Below are 21,334 nucleotides of genomic sequence, written 5' to 3' on the forward strand. Positions count from 1 at the left end.
CTTGCGGATTGCAAGCAGTTTGATGTTCAGATGGCGTATCGGCTGGGCAGGACGCCGCAATCAGCCACATCGCGTCATTCCCGGCTGCGCGCAGGCAAGCGAGGCGGCGGCGGGCTGGTCCGCCGCGCCGCTTACCGATACGGCACCACCGCCACCGCATTATACGGCGACCCGTCCACCAGCCGGGTCGACCACGCGAGGTAGACGACCGCCCGCTGCTCCTCGTCGATGAAGCGGTGCACGCGCGTCTCCTTGAAGAACAGGGACGTGTTGCTCTCGTACACCTGCTCCCCGCGCTCGCCCCGGCGCGCCCCGTCGGCCACGCGAACCTCGCCGGTCGCCACGCAGGTCAGCGAGAACCGCCCGGGATCCTCCGCCAGCCCCACCATCCCGGACACCCCGCCGGTCCGCGCCTGGCTGATGTAGCAGGACACCCCGCCCACCTCCGGATCGTTGAACCGCTCGACCACCACGCGATGGCTGCGGGTCAGGCCCAGATTGGTCAGCGCAGTGTTCACATAGCCGATCTCGCGCGTCTCCTCGGCAGCGGCGGGGCCGGCGAGGGCGATGGCGAACAGGGCTGCAAGCATCCTTCGGGTCATGGCGGTCTTCCTCATGCTGCGCCTGCAACGCGCGACGGGCCGATCAGTCACCGATCGAAACGCCTTCCCGCCGCGGATCGGCCCCGCCGACCAGCCCATCACTGGTGACGCGGATGATCTGCAGGCCGGAATCCATCTCGACTATCCGCACCTCATGCCCCAGCGCCCGCAGGGCAGGGGCCAGGGCGGCAGCCGGCGTGTCGGCTTCCAGGTCGATGCTGCCGCCCAGCGTGCCCACATGCGGCAGCGCCGCCGCCTCCTGCGGCGTCATGCCCCAGTCCAGCAGCGCCACTAGCGACTGCGCGACATAGAGGATGATCCGCGCCCCGCCCGGCGACCCCGTCACCGCATACAGCCGCCCATCATCGTTCAGCACGATGGTGGGGGACATCGAACTGCGCGGGCGTTTGCCGCCCTCGACGCGGTTCGCGATCGGCCGTCCATCCCGCTCCGGCACGAAGGAGAAATCAGTCAGCTCATTGTTCAGCATGAAGCCGCCGACCATGACGCGGGCGCCGAACAACGCCTCGATCGTCGTGGTCATGGACACCGCATCGCCCTGCGCGTCGACGATCGAGAGATGGCTCGTCCCGGCCTCGTACTCCTGCATCTGCGGTGCCAGCCGCGTCTCGCGCCACGGTGGGTTGCCCGCCCGTGGCGACGCGACCGCGCGGTCGCGATCCAGGATCTGCGCTCGCACGGTCAGATACCCTGGGTCCGTCAGCCCCCGCGTCGGCACCGAGACGAAATCAGGATCGGCGACATAGGCGTTGCGGTCGGCGAAGGCGAGGCGCCCCGCATCGCCCAGCAGATGCGCGGCCTCGGCCCCGCGCGGGTCCAGCCGCGCCATGTCGGCATGCCCGAGCAGGCCCATGATCTGCGCCACCGCAATCCCGCCTGAGGAGGGTGGCGGGAAGCCGCAGATGCGATACCGCCGGTAGCCGCCGCAGATCACCTGCCGCTGCTGCGGCGCATAGGTGGACAGGTCGGTCGCTGCCATCACGCCGGGGTTGGTCGGATGCCCGGTCACGGCGGCGAGGATGGCGTCCGCGATCGGGCCCTGCGCCATCGCCTGCGCCCCTTGCGCCGCGATGGCGCGCAGCGTCTCGGCCAGCGCGGGGTTGCGCAGTTGGTGCCCCGCCGGCAGTGGCGCGTCGTCGGCGGAGAAGAAGTAGGCCGCGGCCCCCGGATCACGCCGAAGATTCGCCCTGTCGGCCGCGATGTCCTGCGCCAGGCGCTCGCTGATCGGGAAGCCTTCCTCGGCGAGACGAATGGCCGGCGCGATCAGCCGCGCCCACGGGAGGTGGCCGAGTTCCTTGTGCGCGGCCTCGAGCATCGCGACCGTGCCGGGCACGCCCACGGCACGCCCGCCGACAACGGCCTCCATGAAGGGCATGGGCCGGCCGTCGCGCAGGAACAGGTCGCCGACGGCCGCGGCGGGCGCGGTCTCGCGGCCGTCCCACGCCGTCAGCCGCCCGCTGCCGCCGCTGAAATGCAGCAGCAGCGCGCCGCCACCGATGCCGGAGGATTGCGGTTCGACCAGCGTCAGGACCATCTGCGCCGCGACTGTGGCGTCGACGGCGTTGCCGCCTTCCCGCAGCACCTCCGCACCCGCGGCGGCCGCAAGCGGATGGCCGACGGAGACCATGAAGCGCCGTGCCGGCTCGGCAATGGCGGCGCTGGAGAAGAGTAGCAGGATGAGGATGGCGCGGCGCAGGATCATCACGGCAGGATAGCCTAATGAGCGAGGCAGGTGAGCAGACGCGCCGGTTGATCCGGGGCCGTCGAGCGGAGGCCGCAGGCCGTGACGCGGAAGGCATCGCCGCGGCGGCGCTGCGGCGCGAGGACTGGGCGGTTCTTGCGCAGCGCGCGCGCACGCCGGCCGGGGAGATCGACCTGGTGGCCGAACGAGACGGGCTCCTTGCCTTCATCGAGGTGAAGGCTCGTCCCTCCCTTTCCGAAGCCGCCTTCGCCCTCGGCCCGCGTCAGCGGGCGAGGCTGATCGCCGCGGCGGAGTGCTGGCTGGCTGTACACCCTGGCCACGGCGCGGCCGGCATGCGGTTCGACGTCGTGATCGTGGCTGCAGACGGTACGGCGCGACGGATCGCCGATGCCTTCCGCGTCGGAGACTAGAGCAGACCGATCAGGTGAAATCACCTGATCGGGTGAAGATGCTCGCAAAAACAACATACTGGAGCATTCGCAGTGAGCCAGGGCGAACGAAGAATGCTCTAGGCTGCGGCCCGCCCGGGCATCCGATGCCGGAAAGCTAGCGCCTCCGCGACATGGGCGCGGCGGATGGTCGCATTGCCCGCCAGGTCCGCGATGCTGCGCGCCACCCGTAGGGTGCGCACATGGGCGCGGGAGGACAGCCGCAGCCGCGTCGCTGCGGTTTCGACGAGCGCTTCGGCGTCCGCATCCAGCAGCGGTATGAGTTGGCCGATCTCCGCCTCGGCATTGTTGCGCGGGCCGTCCTCGCCCCACCGCGTGCGCTGCGCGTCCCGCGCCACCTGCACCCGCGCGGCGACGGTTGCACTGGTTTCGCCTGCCGGTGCCCGCGTTAGCTCGGCGGCGGGAATGGGCATGACCTCGATCGTCAGGTCCATTCGGTCGAGCAGCGGGCCGGATAGGCGGCCCTGGTAGTCCTCTCCGCAGCGGGGCGAGCGCCCGCACTCGCGCCCCGCCTGGCCGAGATAACCGCAGCGGCACGGGTTCATCGCCGCGATGCATTGGAAGCGCGCCGGATAGGTCACATGCGCCAGCGCGCGGCTGATGGTGGTTCGGCCGGTCTCCATCGGCTGGCGCAGCGCTTCCAGCGCCGGTCGCGGGAATTCGGGCCACTCGTCCAGGAACAGCACGCCGCGATGCGCCAGGCTGATCTCCCCCGGCTTGGCGCGATTGCCGCCGCCGATCAGCGCGGGCATCGAGGCCGAATGATGCGGTTCGCGGAAGGGCGGGCGCATCACCAGCTTGCCGCCCTCCAGCACGCCGGCAATGGAATGCACCAGGGAGACCTCCAGCGCCTCCGCCGGCGAGAGGTCCGGCAGCAGCGCCGGCATCCGCGCGGCCAGCATGGATTTGCCAGCGCCCGGCGGGCCGATCATCAGCAGGTTGTGCGACCCTGCCGCGGCAATTTCGATCGCGCGCTTGGCGCTTTCCTGGCCGCGCACTTCGGACAGGCACGGGCCGGCCGGCCGCGCGGCATCGAGCGCCGGCGGCGCCGGTGGCGACAGGAGCTGCACGCCGCGGAAATGGTTCAGCAGCGCGAGGATGTCGGGCGCTGCCAGCACTTCGATCTGCCCCGCCCAGGCGGCCTCGCCCCCTTGCGCGGCGGGGCAGATCAGCCCGAGGTCGCGCGCGCTGGCGCCCAGCGCTGCGGGCAGAACGCCGGCGACCGGCATGATGGAGCCGTCGAGTGACAATTCCCCGAGCGCCGCGTAGCCCGCCGCATCCTCCTTGGGGATGATTTCCATCGCGGCGAGAAGCGCGAGCGCGATCGGCAGGTCGAAATGCGACCCTTCCTTCTGGATGTCGGCCGGCGCGAGGTTCACCAGCACACGCTTGGGCGGTAGCGACAGCCCGAGGCCGGTCAGCGCAGCGCGCACCCGTTCGCGGCTCTCGCCGACCGCCTTGTCCGGAAGCCCGACCAGCAGGAAGGCGGGCAACCCGGCTGCGATCTGTACCTGCACTTCCACCGGCACGGGGTCGATGCCGGAGAAGGCGAAGGTGGCGATGCGGGCGATGGTCATGATGCCGCGCCAGGGTGGCGCGGCATCGATGGAAAATCAACTTATGAGATGATTAGCGCCGGACAATTTCTACCCGACGGTTCTGCCCGCGGCCCTGGTCGCTGTCATTCGCGGCGGTGGGCGCGGCCATCCCGGCGCCAAAGGCCGTCAGACGCAACGCGGCGATCCCGAAATCCCGCGTCAGGGCGGTGGCGACGGCCGAGGCGCGACGGCGCGACAGATCGACATTGTAGTCGAAGGCGCCCTGGCTGTCGGTGTGGCCCGTGACGATCACCGAGACGGTCGGGTTCGCCCGCAGATACTTCGCGATCTCCTCGAGCGTCGCGCGGGACTCTGGCCGCGGCTCGGCACGATCCGTGTCGAAGCGGATGCCGTAGAGCGCGACGCGGCCCGTGGTGCTGATGGCGCGTTCCATCGCCGCGGCATCGACAAAGACGATGCGGTCGGTCTCCATCGGCCGCGTCTCGACCACGTCGATCAGCGTCATCGGCGGGCGATTGCCGCCGCCGGGCACCGACAGGATGGAGACCCATACGTCGCCCTGCGGCCGTTCGAGGCGCAAGGCGGCAAAGGCCTGGCCGTCCCAGTTGGAAGGCAGGCCAGCGTTGATCGGCAGGCCTTCCGTCACCGCGAACCACAGGTCGGAACCGGTGCCGCCGCAGGCACGGGCCTCGCAGGCGAAGACGGTGCGGAAGCCGTCGCGCTCCATGCGCTGCTGCCAGTTGCGCACGAGTTCCAGCGGCGAACGCCCGGCCGGCCCCTCATAGCGCAGGCGCAGCGTACGGCCGGCGACCGCCGTGCTGTTGGCCTCAACCGCGCGCGGGCCGCCGCCCACGCGATGGGCACCGAGCACCGGGGCGGTGACGACCCGCATTTCCGCATAGTCGCGCTGCTCGCGCAGCCGCTGCACCGATCCATCATAGCGCCCCACGAGCGGATGGTCCGCGCCGCCGCCGGGTGCGGGGCGCTGCTGCGCGGCCGCCGGCATGGCGAGCAGGAGGAACACCGCCAGCCAGCGCATCCCTCAGCCCTCCGCGGCGGAGGCGGCGATGCGCATTAGCCGCCGGAAGTTGCCCGACCACAGCAGGTCGATCTCGCGCGGGCCATAGCCGCGGGCGTGGAGTTCGGCGGTGAGGTTCATGGTCTCGGACGCGTCCTTCCAGCCGGGAATGCCGCCGCCGCCGTCGAAATCGGAGGAGAGGCCCACATGGTCGATGCCGATGCGTGCCACGGCATGATCCACATGGTCCACGAGGTCTTTCACAGTGGCCGGTGACCGGCCGCCGGGCGGTGCGGCACGCAGGAAGGCATCGAGGGCGGTGATCTGCACCAGGCCGCCCGTCGTGCGGAGCATGTCGAGCTGTTCGTCATCCAGGTTGCGCGGATGGTCGCACAGCGCGCGGCAGCAGGAATGCGTCGCGACGATCGGCACGCGGGAGAGTTCCGCCGCCTGCATCATCGTGGACTTCGCGCTGTGCGAGACATCGATGAGGAGGCCGATGCGGTTCATCTCGCGGACCGCGTCCCGGCCGAGCGCCGACAGCCCGCCATGTTCCGCCGCGCCGTCGCCGAGATCGGGCTTTGGCCGTGCCGCGTCCGCGAGATCGTTGTGCCCATCATGCGTGAGCGTGAGGTAGATCGCGCCGAGATCGCGCCACAGCCGCAGCCGCGACAGGTCGCGGGCCATGGCGTTGCCATTCTCGACGGCGCTGAGCACCGCGAGCGCGCCGGCCGCATGCGCTGCCTCCATCTCCGCAGCCGCCGCGCAGAAGTGCCGCGTGACGCCATCGGCGCGCGTGCGGATGTGGCGCAGCATGGCCTCAGCGCGCGCAGCGGCGGCCGCAAGGCTATCCGCATCGCGCTTACCTTGCTGGGTATAGGCGATGAAGACCGCCGCCTTCAGCCCGCCGCGCCGCATCTTCGGGAAATCGACGCGGCGGTCGGTCTCGGTCGTCGCATCCGGCGGGTCGGGCCAGCGGATGTCGATATGCGTGTCGAGCGTCAGCGTCGCTGCGTGGACCGTCTCGCTCATGCCCGCGCCCAGCCGTTCAGGAAGCGTTCGAGCAGCGTGCCGATCATCTCGACATTGTAGCCACCCTCCTGCGTGATGGCGGTCGGGATCTTCAGCCCGCCGATCATGGCACCGGCCCTGGCGAATCCGTCCTCGGTGACAGCCAGTGCGCCGAGCGGTTCGTCCTTCGACGCATCGAAGCCGAGCGGCACCACCAGCGCATCGGGCTTGAAGTCGCGGATGGCGGCGAGCGCGTAGCGCAGTGCATCAAGCCAGCCCGCATCGTCCGTGCCGAAGGCGAGCGGCATGTTCATGTTGCGTCCGTCACCGGCGCCCGCGCCCCGTTCCGCCGTGCGGCCGACATACCATGGGTAATAGTTGTCCGGATCGCCATGGAGCGAGATGGTGAGCACGTCGCCACGTTCCCAGAAAATGCCCTGGGTGCCGTTGCCGTGGTGGCTGTCGATATCGAGCACCGCGACGCGCGTAGCGCCGGCGTCGCGCAGTGCCTGCGCCGCAAGCGCCGCGTTGTTCACATAGCAATGCCCGCCGGCGCGCGCGGCATAGGCGTGGTGGCCGGGTGGGCGGCACAGCGCATAGGCGGTGCGCCCCTGCGACGCTTCCTGCGCCGCCGCGAGCGCGCAGGCCGCCGCGCCCTGTATCGCCGCCCAGGAGCCGGCGCCGATCGGGCAGGCGGTGTCCGCGGTGTACCAGCCGGCGCGGCCGATGATGTTGGCGCCGGGCCGGCCGCCTTGCGCCAGCATCTCAGGGGCCGGGTGGATGTTCGCGACGACTTCGGGCCCCGGTTCCGTCAGCTTCGACCAGTCCGCTGCTGCCGTGGCAAGAAAGTCCAGATAGTCCGGTGTATGCACGGCCTCCATGGCGCGCGCCGGCATTGGCGGCGGCGTCTGCGGCGCCAGGCCCAGCCGGTGCAGCGCCGCTTCGAGCGATGCGGCGCGGGCCGGCACCTCGAAATTGCGGCGCACCTGGCCGCGCTGGAGGAAGAAGCCGGGGGTGTGGCCTGCCTGATCGGGATGCGCGAAGGTCTTCATTGTGGCGCGAGGCTAGGCAGCGACGGCGAGCTTGTCCACGCGTGGCGACCACGCGCACCTTGTCGCCGCCGCCGCCGGGGGGATAGCCTTCGTGCATAATCCAGGGAGACACGAACAATGACCGTCTCGCGACGCGGTTTCATGGCCGCAGCCGCTTCCGCCCCTGTCCTGATGACCGTGCAGCAGGGGCTCGCGCAAGGCGTTGCCCCGCGCCGCGGCGGCACATTGCAGATGATGCTGACGCCGGAGCCGCCGGTGCTGCAGATCGGCGTGAACCAGCAGGGGCCGACGCTCGCCGCCGCGCCGAAGATGTTCCAGGGGCTGCTGACCTTCTCGCCGACGCTGGAGCCGCAGCCGCTGCTCGCCAAGTCCTGGACCATCAGCGAGGACGGCAAGGAGTACGTCTTCTCCCTGCAGGAGAACGTGAAGTGGCACGACGGCCGCGCCTTCACGGCGGATGACGTCGTGTTCTCGATCATGAAGTTCCACATGGAGCTCTCGCCGCGGGCGCGTGCCATCTTCACGCTGATCGAGACCTGCGAGGCGCGCGACCCGCACACCGTCCGCATCGTGCTGAAGCAGGCTTTCCAGCCCTTCCTGCTGATGTTCGACGCGACGGCGGCGGCGATTGTTGCGAAGCATCTGTTCGATGGGCAGGATTACCGCACGGCGCCGGCCGTGCAGCGGCCCGTCGGGACCGGGCCGTTCCGCTTCACCGAATGGCAGCGCGGCAACTTCGTGCGGATGGACCGCTTCGACGACTATTGGAAGCAGGGCCAGCCCTATCTCGACACCGTCATCTATCGCATCATTCCGGACAGCCAGAGCCGGCGCCTCGCGCTGGAATCGGGGCAGGTGTTGCTGAGCCAGGCCTCGGACATCGAGCCCTTCGACATCCCGCAGCTTCGTCAGCGGCCGAATCTCGAGGTGAACACCAATGGCTGGGAGTATTTCTCCCCGCTGTCCTGGATCGAGCTGAACCATCGCGTGAAGCCGCTGGATGACGCGCGGGTGCGGCGCGCCATGTCGATGGCGATCGACCGCAACTTCATCATCAACCGGCTGTGGTTCGGCGTCGGCAAGCCGGCGACGGGGCCGGTGGCGTCCACCACGCGCTTTTACGATGCGAATGCGAAGATCGCAGCCTTCAACGTACAGCAGGCGAATGCGCTGCTGGACCAGGCGGGCTTCCCCCGCAATGCCCAGGGTGTGCGCTTCACCTTGAAGCACATCCCGCTGCCCTATGGCGAGATCTGGACGCGGCTGTCGGAGTATCTGCGCCAGGCGATGCGCCAGATCGGCGTCGCGCTGGACCTTGAAAGCACCGATGCCGGGTCCTGGGCGCGTCGCGTCGGGAACTGGGAATACGAGACGACGATCAATTTCGTGTACCAGTTCGGCGACCCGACGCTCGGCGTTGAGCGGACCTATGTGTCGAGCAACATCCAGCGCGTCACCTTCACCAACACCGGCGGGTATTCCAACCCGCAGGTCGATGCCCTGTTCCAGGCCGCGCGCAGCGCTGCCGTCGCGGCGGAGCGGCAACGCGCCTTCAGCGAGGTGCAGAAGATCCTGGTCGAGGACGTGCCGCAGATCTGGCTGACGGAACTCGCCTTCCCGACCATCTACGACAAGAAGGTGCGCAACGTCATCACGACCGGCCTCGGCCCGAGCAAGTCCTTCGACGACGTCTTCATCGCCGGTTGAGGCATGGAACTGTCGCGGCTGCCCGGGTTCCTTCTGCGGCGCGGGGTCAAGGCGGCGATCGTGGTGCTCGCGATCGTCGTCTGCAACTTCTTCCTGATCCATGCCGCACCGGGCGACCCGGCGAGCGTCATCGCGGGGCAATCCGGCGCGGCGGATGAGCGGTTCCTGGCGCAGTTGCGCGAGCAGTTCGGCCTGGACAAGCCTCTCTATGTTCAACTCTGGATCTACCTGAAGGGCGTGCTGACGCTCGACCTCGGATTCAGCCACCGGCAGCAGATACCGGTCTGGACACTGATCGCCGATCGGCTGCCGGCGACGCTGCTGCTGACGGGGGCGGCATTCGTCCTCGCGGTCGGCGCCGGCGTCACGCTCGGAACGCTGGCGGCCCGGCGTGTCGGGAGCTGGGCCGATTCGATCATCACCGTGATAGCGCTGACCTTCTATGCGACGCCGCTGTTCTGGGTCGGGCTGATGCTGGTGCTGTTCTTCTCGGTCTGGCTGGAATGGCTGCCGAGCTTTGGCATGGCCACAGTGGGCGTCGAACTGCACGGCATCGATGCAGTGCTAGACGTGGGCAAGCACCTCATCCTGCCGGCGGCGACGCTCGGGCTGTTCTACCTCGCCGTCTATGCCCGGTTGACGCGGGCGACGATGCTGGAAGTCGCGGATCAGGACTTCGTGAAGACCGCGCGCGCCAAGGGGGTGCCGGAAGGGCAGGTTGTGCGGCGGCACGTGCTGCGCAACGCGCTGCTGCCGGTCATCACCTTCGCAGGTATCCAGGCCGGGCAGCTCATCGGCGGGTCGATCCTGGTCGAGACGGTCTTCGCATGGCCGGGTATCGGGCGCCTTGCCTTCGATGCGCTCCTGGCGCGCGACTATGCGGTGTTGCTCGGCGTGTTCTTCTGCACCTCGGTGATGGTAGTGCTGTTCAACCTCGTCACGGATCTCCTCTACGCCGTGGTCGATCCACGGGTGGAGGTGCAGGGATGATGGATTTCTGGCGGCGCTTCAGCCGCAATCGCGGCGCCGTGGTCGGGCTGGCTATCCTGCTGCTGGTCTTCGCCGTCGCTGCCTTCGCCTCCGTGCTGTTTCCCGGTAGCCCGTGGGACATGGCCACGGCGCCCTTCGTTCCACCGGGCGAGGAAGGAATGTTGCTCGGCTCCGACAGTCTCGGCCGCGACGTCGCTGCGGGCATTGCGCACGGGTCGCGTATTTCGCTGATGGTTGGCGCCGTTTCGACGGTGGCGACGCTGTGCATCGGCGTCTCGCTCGGCGCCATCTCGGGCTATGTCGGCGGCTGGGTCGATGATGCGGTGATGCGGTTCACCGAGTTCTTCCAGACCATCCCGTCCTTCGTCTTCGCGATCCTGCTCGTCGCGATCTTCACGCCGACGATCACCTCGGTCGTCTTTGCCATCGCGGTGGTGTCCTGGCCGCCGGTGGCGCGCGTGGTGCGGGCGGAGTTCCTATCGCTGCGGTCGCGCGAGTTCGTCCAGGCGGCTGAGGTGCTGGGTAAGTCGCGGCTGTCGATTGTCGTGACGGACATCCTGCCGAATGCGCTGTCGCCGATCGTCGTGCTGTCCTCGCTGATGGTGGCCTCGGCGATCCTGCTTGAGAGCGCGCTGTCTTTCCTCGGCCTCGGAGATCCCAATCTGATGACCTGGGGCTTCCTGATCGGGTCGGGTCGCAGCGTGATCCGGATCGCCTGGTGGATGTCCGTGTTCCCGGGGCTGGCGATCTTCATCACCGTGCTGGCGCTGAACCTGGTCGGGGAGGGGCTGTCGGACGCACTGAACCCGCGCCTCGCGCGGCAGCGGGGAGGGGCGGCATGACGCTGCTGACCGTCGAAGGGTTGACCGTCGCGCTGCCGCCCGGCGGGGACCGGCCGCACGCCGTCGAGGACATCTCACTGTCGGTCAATCCCGGTGAGATCGTCTGCGTCGTCGGTGAATCCGGGTCGGGGAAATCGATCACCGCCAATGCCGTGATGGGTCTGCTACCGAAGGGCCTTCCCGCGCGGGCCGGGCGCATCGCGTTCGAGGGAAAGGAGTTGCTCGCCCTTGGCCCGGAGGCGATGCGGCGGCTGCGTGGTGACCGGCTGGCGATGATTTTTCAGGAGCCGATGACCGCGCTGAACCCGGTGATGCGCGTCGGCGATCAGATCGCCGAGGCAATGCACGTGCACGGAGCGGGCGGCGACGCGGCGCGCCGCGTACCGGAGCTTCTCGCGGCGGTGAACCTGCCGGACCCCGCGGCAACCGCGCGATCCTATCCGTTCCGCCTTTCCGGCGGGCAGCGCCAGCGTGTGATGATCGCGATGGCACTTGCGCTGGAACCGTCGCTGCTGATCGCGGATGAGCCGACGACGGCGCTCGATGTGACGACGCAGATGCAGATCCTGCGGCTGATCCGCGAGATCCAGTCGCGCCGCGGCATGGGGGTGATGTTCATCACGCATGATTTCGGCGTGGTGGCGGAGATAGCGGACCGCGTCGCCGTCATGCAGAAGGGCCGCATCGTCGAGCAGGGATCGGCCGATGAGGTGCTGAATCGGCCGCAGCACGCCTATACGCGGGCGCTCATCGCGGCGGTGCCGCATGGCTCGCCCTCCGTGGCCGCGGCTTCGACCGCGCCGATGGTGCTGGAGGCGCGTGGCGTCGAGAAGACCTATCGCCGCCCGGGCGGCTGGTTCGGGCCGGCGCCGGTGGTCCGCGCCGTGCACGATGCCGACTTCATCCTTCGCAAGGGCGAGACCCTCGGACTGGTCGGTGAGTCCGGCTCGGGCAAGTCGACGCTGGCGCGCTGCGTCGTGAAGCTGGTCCAGCCCGAGAAAGGCGAGATCATCTTCGAGGGCGAGGATCTGCGGCCGCTGTCACGTGGCGCGTGGAAGCCCTTTCGCAAGAAGATCCAGATGGTGTTCCAGGACCCCTTCGCTTCGCTGAATCCGCGGCGGCGCGTTGGCGACATCATCGCCGAAGGACCGGTCACGCACGGCACGGAACGAGGCGAGGCGCTGGCGCGCGCGCGCGATCTGTTGCGGCTGGTGCAACTCGATCCTGGTGCGATCGACCGCTACCCGCACGAGTTCTCGGGCGGACAACGGCAGCGCATCGGCATCGCGCGGGCGCTTGCGATGGAACCGGAGCTGCTGATTGCGGATGAGCCTGTCTCGGCGCTGGACGTGTCCGTGCAGGCACAGGTGCTTGCGCTGCTGGCGGATATCCGTGCGCGCCTTGGCCTGACCATGCTGTTCATCACGCATGATCTGCGCGTCGCGGCGCAGATCTGCGACCGCATCGCGGTGATGCAGCGCGGCGCGATCGTGGAACAGGGGCCGACCGTGGATGTCTTCGGCAATCCGCAGCATGCCTATACGCGGCAGTTGCTTGACAGTATTCCGGGCCGGGCCTGGACGCCGCCCGTGATCGCCGCCTGAAGGACGAAGCATGATCGAAACCCTCGATGCCGGCGCGCGCCGCGCGATCCTGGATGCGGTGGACGCGTTGCGCGACGACGCGGTGCAGACGCTCGAACGGCTGGTGCGCTGCCCTTCGACGCTCGGCAACGAGGCATCGGCGCTCGAGGAGATGGCGCGGATCTACGATGGTCTTGGTCTCGTCCCGCGCCGTGTGCCGACCGATCCGGCGGCACTGGCCTCGCATCCTGGATTCTCGCCGCCGCTGGTGTCCTATGCGGGGCGCGACAACGTCGTCGCGGTCCATGCCCCGCGGGAACGCAAGGGCCGTAGCCTGGCACTGCAAGGGCATGTCGATGTGGTGCCGGAAGGTGCCGCGGATATGTGGGTGACCCCGCCCTATGAGCCCTCGATCCGCGACGGCCGTATGTACGGCCGCGGCGCGGGCGACATGAAGGCGGGGATCGTCTCCTATGTCACTGCATTCAGGGCGCTGCGCCTCGCCGGATTGCAACCCGCCGCTGAGGTGCAGATGCAGTCGGTGATCGAGGAGGAATGCACCGGCAACGGTGCGCTCGCCGCGATGCTCGCGCTGCCGCGTACGGATGCGGTCATCATCCCCGAGCCCGGCCCGGGCTTGCCGGCGATGTACTCGGCCGAGGTCGGCGTGGTCTGGGCCTGGGTGACGGTCTCCGGCCGGCCGGCGCATGTGCGCGACATGCAGGCGGGCATCAACGCCATCAAGGCCGCCAACGCCATCGCTGCCCGCTTCGACGACTACCAGGCGGAGATGAACAAGGCGGAGCGCATCCATGCGAGCTTCCGGGGCGTGAACCACCCGGTGAATGTGAATTTCGGCACGATCGAGGGCGGCGAGTGGAATTCCTCGGTCCCGACGCGCGCGCGCATCGGCATGCGCGTCGGGGTGATGATGGGCTACACCGCAGCGCAGACGAAGGCCGACATCGAGCGTCTCGTCGCGGACGCCAGCAACGACCCTGCACTGAAGGGCGCGACGGTGAAGCTGGAGTTCAAGGGCTTCATGGCCGATCCCTGTGTCTTCGACATGTCCGCGCCGATCGTGCGGATGGCCAAGCGGAACTTCGCCGAAGTCTCCGGCGGCTCCTTGCGGGACTATCCCGCGACGGGGCTGACCGACGGGCGCTTCTTCACCCTGTACCAGGACACGCCGGTCGCCTGCTTCGGTCCCGATGCGCAGGAGATCCACGGTATCGATGAGAGCGTCGGGATCGACAGCATGCACGACATCACCCGCACCATCGCCCTGACCATGGCTGAATGGTGCGGGGTGGAGAACACCCCATGAGCAACGTTCCTCTCTCCGGCCAGCGCCTCTGGGACAGCCTGATGGAGATGGCCCAGATCGGCGGCACGGCGAAGGGCGGGAACAACCGTCAGACGCTGACGGACCTCGATTCCGACGGCCGTCATCTGCTGCGCCGTTGGGCTGAGGCCGCGGGGTGCACCATGGCGGTCGATCGCGTCGGCAACATGACGCTGACCCGCCCGGGACGCGACGCGTCGCGCAAGTCGGTCGCCTTCGGCAGCCATCTCGACACCCAGCCGACGGGTGGGAAGTTCGACGGCGTGCTCGGCGTGCTGGCCGGGCTCGAGATCCTGCGGGCGGTGCATGAGGCGGGTATCGAGACCGAGGCCCCGCTCATGCTCATCAACTGGACCAACGAGGAAGGCGCGCGCTTCGCCCCGCCGATGATGGGCAGCGGGGCGGCGATGGGCATCTTCACCGAGGCCGAGGTGCTGGCGAAGCAGGACCCGGAAGGTCTGGTCTTCGGCGAGGAACTGGCGCGCATCGGTTGGCGGGGTGACGCCGACCCGGCCGCGTTGCGCGACATCGGCGCCTATCTCGAACTGCATATCGAACAGGGCAAGCTGCTGGAGGATGCTGGCAAGCAGGTCGGCGTCGTCACGCATGCACTTGCGCAGAACTGGCTGGAAGTGACGGTGGAAGGGGAGGAGGCGCATGGCGGGTCCCCCATGGCCGGGCGGCGCGATGCACTGATGGCGGCCGCGCCGCTGATCGCAGCGATCGAGGAGATCGCGCTCGACGCTGTCACCGCCGCGGGCGATCCGGGCCGCGCGACCGTCGGGCGGCTCACCGTCTATCCCGATAGCCGCAACATCGCGCCATCGCGCATCTGGTTCTCCATCGACACGCGCCACCACGATCCGGAGCTGCTGTCGCGGATGGCGACCGAGATCCGCGAGCGTGCGGCAACCATCGCCGCGCATCGCGGCGTCACGATCCGTATCGAGGATTTCTGGTACTCACCGATGACGCCCTTCGATCCGGCGCTGGTCGGCAGGGTGCGCGACGCCGCTGAGCGGCTGGGCTACGCGCATATGGACATGCCGACAGGCATCGGCCACGACGCCGTCTACGTCGCGCGGCGCGTTCCCACCACGATGATCTTCTGCCCATGCCATGGCGGCATCAGCCACAACGAGGCGGAGAGCATCACCCCCGAATGGGCGGAGGCGGGCATGCGCGTGCTCGCCGATGCGGTGCTCGCCACCGCCGGCATTGCCAAGGATTGACAGACTGATGACCCGCATCGCCATCGGCGGCTTCCAGCACGAGAGCCATTCCTTCGCGCCGCGCCCGACGGGTTGGGCGGAGTTCGTCAAGCCGGGCGGCTTCCCGCCCGTGCAGCATGCTGCGACGCTGGTCGACACGCTGCGCCCGACCGGCGTGCCGTCTGCCGGCGCCATCGCGGCGGCGGAGGGCGAGGGCGTCGAACTCGTCCCGCTCGCCTGGGCATTCGCCAACCCTGCCGGCCCCGTCACGCGCGAGGCCTTCGAGCGCATCTCCGCGCTGATCGTCGCGGCGCTGTCGGACGCGCTGGACGATGGCCCGATCGACGGCGTCTATCTCGAACTGCATGGGGCGATGGTATCGGACGATTTCCCCGATGCTGAAGGCGAAGTCCTTCGCCGCGTCCGCGCCGTGGTCGGCCCGGGCGTGCCGATTGCGGCGAGCCTCGACCCGCATGCGAACAAGACCGCGGCGATGGTCGCTTTCTCGGATGTGCTCGTGCCGTACCGCACCTATCCGCATGTCGACATGAAGCAGGTGGGGGCGCAGGCGATGCGGCTGCTGCTGCGCATGGCGCGCGACGGGTCGCGGCCGGCCAAGGTGTTCCGCGAACTCGACTATTGGACGCCGCTGCCCGGCCAATGCACCATGGTCGCGCCGATGCAGGACGTCATGGCCGAGCGCGCGCGGCTGAACGAGGCAGCGGGCGTCTGGGAGCTCGGCTTCTGCTTCGGCTTTCCCTATGCCGATTTCCCGGGCTGCGGCATGGCCATCGCGTCCTATGCCGACACGCCGGACCAGGCGGCCCAGGCGGCGGAGGCGCTTGCCGCCTTCATCGCGGCGAAGGAGACGGAATTCGCCCTCGGCGTCGCGACCGCGTCGGAAGGCGTGACGCGCGCCATGGCGAAGCGCGACGGGACGGGGCCCGTCATCCTCGCCGACACGCAGGACAACCCCGGTGGCGGCGGCCATGGCGACACGACCGGCCTGCTGGCTGAACTGATCCGCCAGGACGCGCAGGGCGCGGTGCTCGCGCCGATGAACGACGCCGACGCCGCGGCGGCCTGCCACGCGGCGGGGGAGGGGGCGGAGATCATGCTCGACCTCGGCGGGAAGAGCGATGGTGCGGCGCTGCGCGTCACCGCGCGGGTTGAGAAGCTGTCCGACGGCCGCTTCACGCTGAGCGGGCCGATGGGTGGCGGCAATCCGGCCAATCTCGGTCCTTCTGCGCTGATCCGCGTGGCGCCGGGCGTCCGCGTCGTCGTCGTCAGCCGCAAGATGCAGGCGCATGACCAGGAGATCTTCCGCTTCCTCGGCATCGAGCCGGCCGAGCAGAAGATCGTCGCGGTGAAGTCCTCGGTGCATTTCCGCGCGCATTTCCAGCCTATCGCGTCCGAGGTCATCGTGGTCACCGCGCCGGGTCCGGTGGTCGCCGATCCGGCGGTGCTGCCGTTCACCAATCTACGCCCCGGGCTTCGGCTGCGGCCGGGAGACAACCAGCGCACGGTTTAGAGTTTTTGTTGCGACCTATGGGGGCATTTATAGAGACATACAACTAATGGTTGTTTGTCGACTCACATTGAAAGCTAAACATCACGGAGTACTGATCGTCATTTGATTGAAGTGTCTTGGCTGCGAGGTGTCGCAACTCCATTCAGTGGCATAGGGTTCCCTCCGCAGACGGAAGGAAGCATTGCGCGATGGGCCTGAACACGCTGTCGGACACGTTCACGATCGGCGTGCGCGCATCGAGCAGCGGCCTGGATTACGGGCTGCAGCAATCGATGCAGGAGAGCTACACCATCAGGAGTGTCACCGGCGGCCAGTATCGGTCCGGGACAGCGCAGCAGGATCTGGTGTTCTTGCAGTACAATCAGGGCACGAGCAGCGATACCGATATCCATTTCCGGACATTCGACACCGGGTCTGGAACCTTCAACGGTTCGCTAGTGACCACGATACCCGGCCAGTACAACTACGCCAGCACGGCCGACCTGAATAACGATGGGTTCGGGGATCTGGTTCTGCTGAATTCCCAGTTCGGCACATTGTTCGATCGCTGGACCCAAACGACGGAGACGCCGCCGACGCTGACACTCGGCATGCTGATCGCTAGCCCTGGGGATTCGATGCCCTTCAACGGAGGCGACATCATCCACAGCAGCATTCCCGCCGACGGTAGCCTTGGAGCCGAGGTCGCGATCACTGATTTCGATTTCGCTGACTTCAACCACGACGGCATCCTCGACATCATCGTGGCCGGCGTTGCCGCTTCCAAGCCGCTGGCTGAGGCGCCGTCGTCCTTCGACTATGACTGGGACGGCGTCTATTCGATTGGTCTCGGAAACGGTAGCGGCAGCTTCGATTTCCAGCCCCTGCAGAAGACCGGGACCGTCATTGAACAGCGCGACAGCGACCCCGTTCTTGCCCGCGTCGCGGCGATGGACATGAACGATGACGGCTATGTCGACGTCGCCTTCGCGTATCACTTGGAAGACAATGACGAACTGCCGTCCAACGTCGCTGGCGCCTATGTCGTCTGGGGCGACGCGAACTCGAGTTCCGGCACGCCAAGCCTGACCATCAACATGACGGATAGCAGCAGCGTCTATGCGACCTACGACTGGAACGATCCGCAGGACGTTATCGCCATCTGGCAAAGTCCCGCTCAGGGTCCCGTTTCCGTTCTTGGGAACCTCGGCGTCGCCCGGAACGGCGATTCTTATGCCGCCCTGTTCAATTACAGTAAAACGGTCTACCGTGATGACGAGATCAACAATACACCGCGCAGCCCATTCGGTCCGGCCTACGACTACGATGGCGACGGCCTCGTCGATCTGATGTATGTTGATGGCAACAGTTCCGCCATCCTTACCGGATATAATTGGTCAGTAGGAGATCCGGCGGCCCCACAGAGCCATACCGGCATCACGCTGGGAACCGACATCTTCAGCACCGCTGCACTCGACTTCAACGGGGACGGCAAGATGGATTGGGCCGGGGGCTACAACGGCGACAACCACATCTATGCCTACGTGAACCTGACCCAGATCTCCGGGAGCGATGTCGCCGTCGAGCTGACGGAAGGTGAGGCGGTCCGTGGCACCGTCAATGGCGTCGCCGCCCATCGTATGATGGGGTCGGACTTCACCGTGTCGGTCATCGGTGGACAGGCGGCCTACGACAACGCGCTCGGCTGGTTCGAACTGCGCGCCGACGGCACCTTCGGAGATGCGCAGTTCGTCGATATCGCCGACGGCACTTTCGACGTCGCCGGGCTCGGCGCGGGCAGCAGGCTTGCACTCTTTCTCGTTTCCAACGGCGCGGCGCTGAACGAAGACCTGACCGGCGGATTCCGCTTCGTCGACGCGGCGACGGGCGCGCCGGCACGGCTGGGGTCCGTTGCCCCGACATTGGTGAGCGCGGACCGACCCGGTCAGGCGGTGGAAGGCGAGATCTTCCACACCGCCGATGCGAACACCTTCGATATGGTGAATCCGCTCAATACCGGCGGTCTCATCCAGACCCTATCGCGCGTGGATGCCGATGGCAGCCTGATGATCGGGTTCGAGGATCTGCTGCTCATGCAGGGCGACGCCGACTTCAACGATCTCCTCATCCGCGTGACGTCGAACGACGATATCATCCCCGTCTGAGCAAGGCGGGTCAGCGGGCCGGCATTTCCAGTGCGCGGAACGCCGGTTGCAACGCTGCCGGCACGCGTCCGATGCCCCACCTCACCTGGTGCGACCAACCGCCGCGCTGCCAGGTGATCGAGCAGGTCATGTTCGACGGTTCGCCGCGCGCCAGGCGCTCGAAACGCGCGGCTTCGAGCAGGCGGGCGACCTCCGCGTAGGTCGTGCCGCTTTCGGTCGGAACCTGTACCAACGGCGCGCCGGCGCGCGGGCGGCGCAAGGTCGTCGCGCTGCCGTCGGCGTCCAGGCGCAGGCCGCCGCCGCCGCCGGTCGCACCACCGCCGCAGTAACGGGTGATCGAATCCGCAGGCGCTTCGGCCGCCGCAAGGAGCAGCGCGAGCAGCAACAGCGCCGTTCTCATCCGGCGGCCATCAGCGCACGTACCGTCACTTCCCGCGGAATGGGCGCGACGGCGCCGTAGCCGGTGGTGGACAGCGCCGCCGCCGCATTGGCGTAGCGTGCAGCCGTGACCGGATCATCCCCGGCAAGCAGCCGCGCCAGCAGCGCGCCGGCGAAGGTATCGCCAGCCCCTGTCGCGTCCACCGCCTTTACCCGATGCGCCGGGATGCGCGTGCGGCTGTCCCGGGTCGCGACGATGCAGCCATCGGCGCCGCATTTCAGCAATACGAGCGGGCAGAGCCGAAGGTAGAAATCGGCGATGGCGTCGGGGTCCGTGAGCCCGGTCAGCGCCGTCGCGTCGTCCAGGGAAGGCAGGGTGATGTCCGCCATGCCGATCGCGGCGTGGATCACCGCGGCAGCGCGGGCGGCCGGCCACAGGCGGAGCCGAAGGTTGGTGTCGTAGGACACCTTCACCTGCGCATCCCGCGCGATGTGGATGGCGTGGAAGACGGCGTCGCAGGCGGTCTCAGAAATCGCCTGGCTGATGCCCGAGACATGCAGGATGCGCGAGGCGCGGATCGCTTCCTCGGGCACCTCCTGCGGCCGGTACAACGCGGCGGCGCTGCCGGTGCGGTAGAAGGAGAAGTGGTGCCCGCGGGCGTCGTGAGTGACGAAGTAGATCCCGGTCGGCACGCCAGGGCGGCGGATGACGGTGTTTGCATCGACACCCTCCCTTGCCCACAGCGTCATGAAGCTGTCGCCGGCCGCGTCGGTGCCGACTGCGCTGATATATCCGGCGGAGGCGCCCGACCGCGCGGCAGCGATGGCGGCGTTGGAGGTGTCGCCGCCATGGCCCTCCAGGTAGAGCACTCGCCCGTCGGGCCCTGGCGCCTGCTGGTTGAACTCCAGCATCGGCTCGCCCATGCAGAGAAGGTCGGGCACGTCAGGTCCTCACGATGCCGAGGGCGTCTTCCGCTGCGCGTTGCACGGCGTCGCGGTCGCCGGCGGCTATCAGCTTTTCGTCCACCAGCCGGCCGCCGATGCCGACGAAGGCGGCGCCAGCCGCGATGTAGTCCGGCACGTTGCGAGCATCGACGCCGCCGGTCGGGCAGAAGACGACATCTGGGAACACCGAGCGAAGCGCCCTCACATGCGCGGGACCACCGACGGAACCCGCCGGGAACACCTTCACAACATCGGCACCGGCGCTTAGGGCCGAGCGGACCTCGGTCGGCGTAAGCGCGCCCAGCATCAGGCAGGCGCCGGCCGCCTGCGCCGGGGCCGCGAGGCCGGCATCCACCCATGGCGCGACGATGAATTGCGCGCCCGCGTCGAGGCAGGCCTGGGCCTGCGCGGCGTCGGCGACCGTGCCGGCACCGACCAGCAGGGTGGGATCGGCGGCGAGCGCACGGATCAGCGCGGGCGCCTCAGGCACCGTCATGGTGATCTCGAAGATGCGCAGCCCCGCTTCCTGCAGCCAGGCGACGGCAGTGGCGGCGCGGGCCGCCGTGGATGTGCGCACCACCGGAATGATGCGCGCCTCCCTCAGGCGAGGGATCAGGGGGTGCATGGCCTCGGCTCCTCGTGACGGGCGCGGTGGCAAGGCCCGACGGCAGATCGGATCCCGATCGTTAGGCGCCATCCTATCGTGTGAAGCTGCTGGCAGGAACGGAACCTGCAGACTGCGGCCCTAGGGGGCCATGCGGGCGACCGTTCCTTCGAGCCGACGAGCGGTGGCCAGCGCACGGTCGACCTCCGCGGCGGTGGTGTCGAGCGCTCCGCGATAGGTCGCGACGCTGTCGCCCAGCCGCGACATGGTATGCGAAAGGTCACCGATAGCGTTGCGCAGGGCTGCGGTCGCAGCCGATTGCTCGCCGATCGCTTCGTCGAGGCGGCGCAGCGCGAGACGCAAACGGTCCTCGGGACGGTGCGGGAACGCCGTGACACACGACGACGCTACGGGTTCCACATCGTTCGACGAGCCAGCCATCGGGGTGCCTCACGCTGAGATCTTAGTAGATCTTTAACCGATAGTTGCAGATGGCGCGAGAACTAATGTCTCGAAATTCGACTTGAGTCGCAAAACTCGGCGACGGCTAGGCTCGCTGCGTGGTGGAGCCTGAAATAAAGGCTTATAAATCAGATAACTATGAGCCTATTCTGATCCATTCAATGATCTGAGCGGTGGC

19 protein-coding genes are annotated in these 21,334 nt (G+C 68.2%); 9 read left to right on the forward strand and 10 right to left on the reverse strand.

Translation table 11 applies throughout. The features are described 5' to 3' along the window. Positions 1–131: 131 nt before the first annotated feature. Together GXW78_RS17850 and ggt are read right to left on the reverse strand one after the other, a co-directional pair. Complete coding sequence (locus GXW78_RS17850; RefSeq protein WP_211870201.1) at positions 132–602, reverse strand: CreA family protein; 471 nt, start codon at positions 600–602, stop codon at positions 132–134. Positions 603–645: 43 nt separating this feature from the next. Further along, positions 646–2,325 carry a gamma-glutamyltransferase gene (ggt, locus tag GXW78_RS17855; RefSeq protein ID WP_211870202.1) on the reverse strand — a complete coding sequence of 560 codons (1,680 nt, stop codon included), beginning with the start codon at positions 2,323–2,325 and terminating at the stop codon, positions 646–648. 17 nt (positions 2,326–2,342) lie between these two features. Here ggt and GXW78_RS17860 point away from each other — a divergent pair, with 17 nt between their 5' ends. Continuing rightward, on the forward strand, positions 2,343–2,735 hold the full coding sequence (locus tag GXW78_RS17860; protein WP_211870203.1) for a YraN family protein: 393 nt from the start codon (positions 2,343–2,345) through the stop codon (positions 2,733–2,735). A gap of 98 nt (positions 2,736–2,833) precedes the next feature. On the opposite strand, the gene GXW78_RS17865 is transcribed toward GXW78_RS17860, so the two are convergent. The 4 genes from GXW78_RS17865 to GXW78_RS17880 are packed head-to-tail and all read right to left on the reverse strand — an operon-like array spanning position 2,834 to position 7,414. After that, a complete protein-coding gene (locus GXW78_RS17865) occupies positions 2,834–4,351 on the reverse strand; it encodes a YifB family Mg chelatase-like AAA ATPase (protein ID WP_211870204.1) in 1,518 nt (505 codons plus the stop codon). Positions 4,352–4,403: 52 nt separating this feature from the next. Beyond that, positions 4,404–5,372 (reverse strand): OmpA family protein, encoded by a 969-nt coding sequence (locus GXW78_RS17870; protein ID WP_211870205.1) that lies wholly within the window; start codon positions 5,370–5,372, stop codon positions 4,404–4,406. A gap of 3 nt (positions 5,373–5,375) precedes the next feature. Then, the gene (locus GXW78_RS17875) at positions 5,376–6,383 is read right to left on the reverse strand and encodes a dipeptidase (protein ID WP_211870206.1); all 1,008 of its coding nucleotides are present in this window, start codon (positions 6,381–6,383) and stop codon (positions 5,376–5,378) included. Continuing rightward, the gene (locus GXW78_RS17880) at positions 6,380–7,414 is read right to left on the reverse strand and encodes a histone deacetylase family protein (protein ID WP_211870207.1); all 1,035 of its coding nucleotides are present in this window, start codon (positions 7,412–7,414) and stop codon (positions 6,380–6,382) included. Before GXW78_RS17880 ends, GXW78_RS17875 begins: the two co-directional genes overlap by 4 nt. A 117-nt stretch (positions 7,415–7,531) precedes the next feature. Between GXW78_RS17880 and GXW78_RS17885 the strand changes: the two genes are divergently transcribed. From GXW78_RS17885 to GXW78_RS17920, 8 genes are all read left to right on the forward strand, one after another. Continuing rightward, the gene (locus GXW78_RS17885; RefSeq protein WP_246522351.1) at positions 7,532–9,121 is read left to right on the forward strand and encodes an ABC transporter substrate-binding protein; all 1,590 of its coding nucleotides are present in this window, start codon (positions 7,532–7,534) and stop codon (positions 9,119–9,121) included. Positions 9,122–9,124: 3 nt separating this feature from the next. After that, positions 9,125–10,111 (forward strand): ABC transporter permease, encoded by a 987-nt coding sequence (locus GXW78_RS17890; protein ID WP_211870208.1) that lies wholly within the window; start codon positions 9,125–9,127, stop codon positions 10,109–10,111. Next, positions 10,108–10,953 (forward strand): ABC transporter permease, encoded by an 846-nt coding sequence (locus tag GXW78_RS17895; RefSeq protein WP_211870209.1) that lies wholly within the window; start codon positions 10,108–10,110, stop codon positions 10,951–10,953. The genes GXW78_RS17890 and GXW78_RS17895 overlap by 4 nt, the downstream gene beginning before the upstream one ends. After that, positions 10,950–12,557: an ABC transporter ATP-binding protein gene (locus GXW78_RS17900; RefSeq protein WP_211870210.1), complete on the forward strand. Its 1,608-nt coding sequence runs from the start codon at positions 10,950–10,952 to the stop codon at positions 12,555–12,557. Before GXW78_RS17895 ends, GXW78_RS17900 begins: the two co-directional genes overlap by 4 nt. A 10-nt stretch (positions 12,558–12,567) precedes the next feature. After that, positions 12,568–13,863 carry an ArgE/DapE family deacylase gene (locus GXW78_RS17905; protein WP_246522353.1) on the forward strand — a complete coding sequence of 432 codons (1,296 nt, stop codon included), beginning with the start codon at positions 12,568–12,570 and terminating at the stop codon, positions 13,861–13,863. Then, positions 13,860–15,113 (forward strand): Zn-dependent hydrolase, encoded by a 1,254-nt coding sequence (locus GXW78_RS17910; protein ID WP_211870211.1) that lies wholly within the window; start codon positions 13,860–13,862, stop codon positions 15,111–15,113. The genes GXW78_RS17905 and GXW78_RS17910 overlap by 4 nt, the downstream gene beginning before the upstream one ends. Positions 15,114–15,120: 7 nt before the next feature. Beyond that, the gene (locus GXW78_RS17915; RefSeq protein ID WP_211870212.1) at positions 15,121–16,623 is read left to right on the forward strand and encodes a M81 family metallopeptidase; all 1,503 of its coding nucleotides are present in this window, start codon (positions 15,121–15,123) and stop codon (positions 16,621–16,623) included. A 188-nt stretch (positions 16,624–16,811) separates the two neighbouring features. After that, positions 16,812–18,767, forward strand: coding sequence for an FG-GAP repeat domain-containing protein (locus tag GXW78_RS17920; protein WP_211870213.1), 1,956 nt, complete (start codon positions 16,812–16,814; stop codon positions 18,765–18,767). Between the two features lie 10 nt (positions 18,768–18,777). On the opposite strand, the gene GXW78_RS17925 is transcribed toward GXW78_RS17920, so the two are convergent. From GXW78_RS17925 to GXW78_RS17940, 4 genes are all read right to left on the reverse strand, one after another. Beyond that, a complete protein-coding gene (locus tag GXW78_RS17925) occupies positions 18,778–19,152 on the reverse strand; it encodes a hypothetical protein (protein ID WP_211870214.1) in 375 nt (124 codons plus the stop codon). A gap of 11 nt (positions 19,153–19,163) precedes the next feature. After that, positions 19,164–20,087 (reverse strand): sugar kinase, encoded by a 924-nt coding sequence (locus GXW78_RS17930; protein WP_338147777.1) that lies wholly within the window; start codon positions 20,085–20,087, stop codon positions 19,164–19,166. Position 20,088: 1 nt separating this feature from the next. Continuing rightward, positions 20,089–20,715 (reverse strand): bifunctional 4-hydroxy-2-oxoglutarate aldolase/2-dehydro-3-deoxy-phosphogluconate aldolase, encoded by a 627-nt coding sequence (locus tag GXW78_RS17935; RefSeq protein WP_211870215.1) that lies wholly within the window; start codon positions 20,713–20,715, stop codon positions 20,089–20,091. 120 nt (positions 20,716–20,835) lie between these two features. Next, positions 20,836–21,135: a hypothetical protein gene (locus GXW78_RS17940; RefSeq protein ID WP_211870216.1), complete on the reverse strand. Its 300-nt coding sequence runs from the start codon at positions 21,133–21,135 to the stop codon at positions 20,836–20,838. Positions 21,136–21,334: the final 199 nt, after the last annotated feature.

The sequence above is a fragment of the Neoroseomonas terrae genome (assembly GCF_018129025.1).
Classification (GTDB): Bacteria; Pseudomonadota; Alphaproteobacteria; order Acetobacterales; family Acetobacteraceae; genus Neoroseomonas; species Neoroseomonas terrae.